This is a genomic window from Paraburkholderia franconis, from assembly GCF_009362735.1.
GTDB lineage: Bacteria > Pseudomonadota > Gammaproteobacteria > Burkholderiales > Burkholderiaceae > Paraburkholderia > Paraburkholderia franconis.
Genome location: NZ_WHNP01000176.1, coordinates 1 through 3983 on the forward strand (window position 1 = coordinate 1; position 3983 = coordinate 3983).

Consider the following 3983-nt stretch of genomic DNA (forward strand, 5'->3'; position numbering starts at 1 on the left):
ACGCGATCTGGGCGGACTACGAGTACGGCAAGTGGCGCTTCATCGGCTATCTGACGCAGCCTGTGCAGTACCGCGACGTGACGGATTTCGACGATGTGTCGAACCGGCATCTCACGTTCAGCGGCGTGCGCTTCGAGCGGCAGGGCGTCGGACCGGGTGATCTTTCGGGTTACTACTCGAAGTACAACCGCTCGAATGCACGCTTCCTCGATGCGACGGGCGACGAGCATCGCGACGTCTTCGATCTTCGATACACGGGCAAGATTGGTCGCGCCGACTGGGACGTGGAGTCGATGTATCAGTCGGGGCACGTCGGCAACAAGACGATCGGCGCGTGGGCCGTCGGCTCGCTCGCGGGCTATACGCTCGATCTTCCGTGGGCCCCGCGCGTGGGCGTGCAGGTCGATGCGGCGTCGGGCGACCGGCATCCCGGCGACGGACGCATCGAGACATTCAATCCGCTCTTTCCGATCGGATACTACTTCACGCTCGCGGGCTACACGGGCTACGCGAACCTCATCCACGTCAAGCCGTCGATCACGTTGAAGCCCACGAGCAAGCTCGCGCTGCTCGGCGCGCTCGGCTTCCAGTGGCGCGAGACGACAGCGGACGCCGTGTATCAGCAGCCCAATGCCGTGGTGCCGGGCACAGCGGGACACGGCAGCCGGTGGACGGGCATGTATGTGCAGGTGCGCGCCGACTGGACGATGGCGTCGAACCTGATCGGTTCCGTCGAAGCGGTGCACTTCCAGGTCGGCGATTCGATTCGCAACGCGGGCGGCAGTAACGCGGATTACGTCGGTGCCGAACTGAAGTATGGGTGGTGAGCATAACCAAAGCGGTGCGGCATGTCGTGATGCCGCGTGTCGCCGGTTATCTGTGGATCGGACGGAGAACATCGATGAACGCAAAGATCGCAATGACAGGAGCGTGGGCAATCGCCGTGCTGATGCTATCGGCGAGCGTCTTCGCGCAGACTGCGGGCGCGCCGGATGGCGCGAGTGCTTCGGCATCTGCCGACAGCACGCGGACCGCTACAGCCACGAAAGTGGACGACCGCCAGCTGGAAAAGGACGTTCATCATGCGCTTGGCAAGACGAAGCATCTGACCAGCATCGGTATCAGGGTTCACGCAGATGCGGGCGTTGTCACGCTGACGGGAACGGTGCCCAACCGTGCCGCAGTCGACAGGGCGGCTAGCGCCGCAAAGGATGTTCCGGGCGTCACGGAGGTCAGGAACAACCTGACGATTCAGAGCAAGGGCCGATAGGCGTTTGATTGAATGCCAGATAGCGAAACGCTTCGTAGCGGAGGAATGTAATGACCACTCTCTCGGAAGAAGACATCGGGCGACGCGCGTTGCTGGACATTCTGGTACCCGTTGCACACGCATCGGATTCCGCAACGGACACGGCGCGCCGGAAGAAGCAACGATTCCGTTTGAAGAAACGTCGCTTGCGGGAAGAGGGCACGTCTGAAGTCGACGCGGAGCCTCGGCCGACGCGTATTTCGGTCGTCGAGCGGCTGTCATCGGAAACCGTGAGCGTTTGCTGGAGCGACGCGAGGATGGGCCGTTACGCGGAACAGATCTGGCGGCTGGGACGCGCACGTACCGATTCGTTCTGCCTGTTGACGGGCAGACAGATCCGATATGGCGACAGGATCTTTCGACCGCGGACGGAACAGGGCTATCTCACGGTCGATCACAACCGGATGATCCTCGCGTGTGCTGTCGATGACTCGTGCTGCACGGGCGCGTGAGACCTGCGAGCGTCGAATGGCGTCTGCCTCTCCGTGCGCGCCCGCAAGCACTCAATTGGTGCTCTGAGCGCGGTTGAATTTCTCCGCGCCGGTGATTCGCGGCCGACATCGTGTTGACTTTCGAGTGGCGTTAGACCGTTGACAAAGCGTTACAGCAGCGCGTAAGCATTGACCAGTTGGTAGCTCGCTGCCTCTCTCAAGGTTCCGCCGGCCGTAAAGCGTTCATTGTTTCCGAGACTCCCAGTATCGCTACGACACGCGTTAAGTTACACAGCCCTCAGGCATCATTTTGTTAAGGCTTATTAACAAACATTAACTACCGATCCTGCTTTCGACATACGACAATTCGATCATTCCATCTCGTATGGATCGTGCGGGCACGACATCGACAGGAGGCGTTCGATCGTGAAGGCCGGGGCAGATCGTTCACTCGGGAGCGTCATCGACGACGCTAGCGTCGTCACGCTAGCGCGCACACATCGTAGCCGCACGCGTTTGGCACTCACTCCGACTCTTTTCGTTCTCGGCGTGTGCGGTTGGTCTTTGATCGAGACGCCTGCCGAGCTCGATCCTTCGTTGGGCCACATGGGCATTGCAGCGCTCGCGATCGCAAAGATCTTCTGTACCGCAATCGGCCTTGCGGCTGTGCGTGGTGTCGGGCGTGCGCAGTGGCTCTTTTCCTTCCTGTGCGGATTGAGCCTCGTCGCAATCGTGCCAGGCCTGCCCATCGAACTGGACGAGTCGGTCTGGGTTTTCTCGCAATCGCTGATCGAATGCCTGCTCAAGGCGGGCGCTTTGCTCACGTTGCGTATTTCGCGTACATCGCGCTCTCGCGGCATGGCAGCCGCTGCGTGGTATGTCGTTAGCGAGTCCTCTTCCGATACGCGATGAGCGACGCTAAAGCCACGAGGGGCTAACCGATGGAAGCCCGAGAGAACGTAAGTACCTGTTAGACAGGCCAATGTTCAATGCGGGGTTGTGACTGAACCGCCATGCCGGTACTGTCAGGTTGCTTAAGGGGGCGACGGCAGCGTGAAGCGATGAAAAAGACGAAATCGCTTTACCACGGCCACCGCTTCCTGTGGTTGTTTCAAAGAAGGACGCTGACGTAGGTAACTTCACACATCGTACGGAAAACTGTCATGTCGAGCATCGTTACAGAAGCGAATTTTTGGAGCACGTGGTCGCCGCGAGCACGCGGCATGTTACGCATTATTTCTGGTCTGGTTTACATTCAGGAGGGCACAGCCAAGATCTTCCACTGGCCGCATGTTGCGAAGTTCGATAGCGTCCAAATCCTGTCGCTCCTGGGCTTCGCCGGCGTATTGGATGTCGTTGGCGGCATGCTTCTTATTATTGGCCTATTCACTCGTTGGACAGCGTTCATCCTGTCTGGCGAAATGGCGTTCGCCTATTTTATGGTGTTCCAACCGCGCGGCCTGTTTCCGGTTCAGAACGGCGGCAACGATACGATCCTGTTGTGCTTCATCCTGCTGTACCTGTTTCTCGCCGGAGGCGGAGCCTTCGCCCTCGATAATTTTCTGGGAAACACTCGCAGAGACCCAAGGCACTGATAGGTGCCTTGGGTTTATTCAAAGTCCAACGCGCATTGGTGGACATCTTGATGCAAAAATCGCTAGCCCTCGGATCGAGAACCGCCAAGCAATACCCGACTTATACATTTTCTCACCTCCCCACAAATAGAACGAGAGGCGATCATGCTGCAAATGTCCCGCCGTCAGTTCCTGAAGGTGACGGCGAGCACGCTAACGGGATCGAGCCTGGCCCTGCTGGGCTTCTCGCCTGAACCCGCGCTCGCCGAAGTCCGTCAGTACAAACTGGCTCGTACTACCGAAACGCGCAACAGTGTCCTTACTGCTCAGTCGGCCGCGGCAGCCTGATGTATGGCCTCGGCGACGGCGCGAAGAACGCGACCACGAGCATCATCCATATTGAAGGCGACCCCGATCACCCCGTCAATCGCGGCACGCTGTGCCCGAAGGGCGCGAGCCTGATCGACTTCATCCATAGCGAGAGCCGCCTGAAATATCCCGAGTATCGTGCTGCCGGTTCGGATCACTGGCAACGCATCTCGTGGAACGACGCGCTCGACCGCATCGCGAAGCTGATGAAGGAAGACCGCGACGCGAACTTCGTCGAGAGCACGCCCGACGGCAAGAAGGTCAACCGCTGGCTGACCACGGGCATGCTCGCGGCGTCGG

General features: G+C 59.5%; 5 protein-coding genes and 1 pseudogene. All 6 read left to right on the forward strand.

What is annotated here, in order from left to right:
* On the forward strand, positions 1-827 hold an 827-nt coding region (locus GCT13_RS47075), incomplete at its 5' end, for an alginate export family protein (RefSeq protein ID WP_193727980.1).
* 74 nt (positions 828-901) lie between these two features.
* Complete coding sequence (locus GCT13_RS47080) at positions 902-1270, forward strand: BON domain-containing protein (protein WP_227747403.1); 369 nt, start codon at positions 902-904, stop codon at positions 1268-1270.
* A 50-nt stretch (positions 1271-1320) separates the two neighbouring features.
* Positions 1321-1761: a DUF3331 domain-containing protein gene (locus GCT13_RS47085; RefSeq protein ID WP_152768373.1), complete on the forward strand. Its 441-nt coding sequence runs from the start codon at positions 1321-1323 to the stop codon at positions 1759-1761.
* A gap of 543 nt (positions 1762-2304) precedes the next feature.
* Positions 2305-2652, forward strand: a complete 348-nt coding sequence (locus GCT13_RS47090) for a hypothetical protein (protein ID WP_193727981.1) — start codon at positions 2305-2307, stop codon at positions 2650-2652.
* Positions 2653-2903: 251 nt separating this feature from the next.
* Entirely contained in the window at positions 2904-3335 is a 432-nt protein-coding gene (locus tag GCT13_RS47100; protein ID WP_152768374.1) for a DoxX family protein, read from the forward strand.
* Positions 3336-3479: 144 nt separating this feature from the next.
* Positions 3480-3983: pseudogene (locus GCT13_RS47105) on the forward strand (formate dehydrogenase-N subunit alpha); the annotation flags it as partial.

Excerpts from the sequence above, each read along its gene's own strand:
- GCT13_RS47100 (WP_152768374.1), top strand. The coding sequence starts at position 2,904 with ATGTCGAGCATCGTTACAGAAGCGAATTTTTGGAGCACGTGGTCGCCG.
- GCT13_RS47085 (WP_152768373.1), top strand. The coding sequence starts at position 1,321 with ATGACCACTCTCTCGGAAGAAGACATCGGGCGACGCGCGTTGCTGGAC.
- GCT13_RS47080 (WP_227747403.1), top strand. The coding sequence starts at position 902 with ATGAACGCAAAGATCGCAATGACAGGAGCGTGGGCAATCGCCGTGCTG.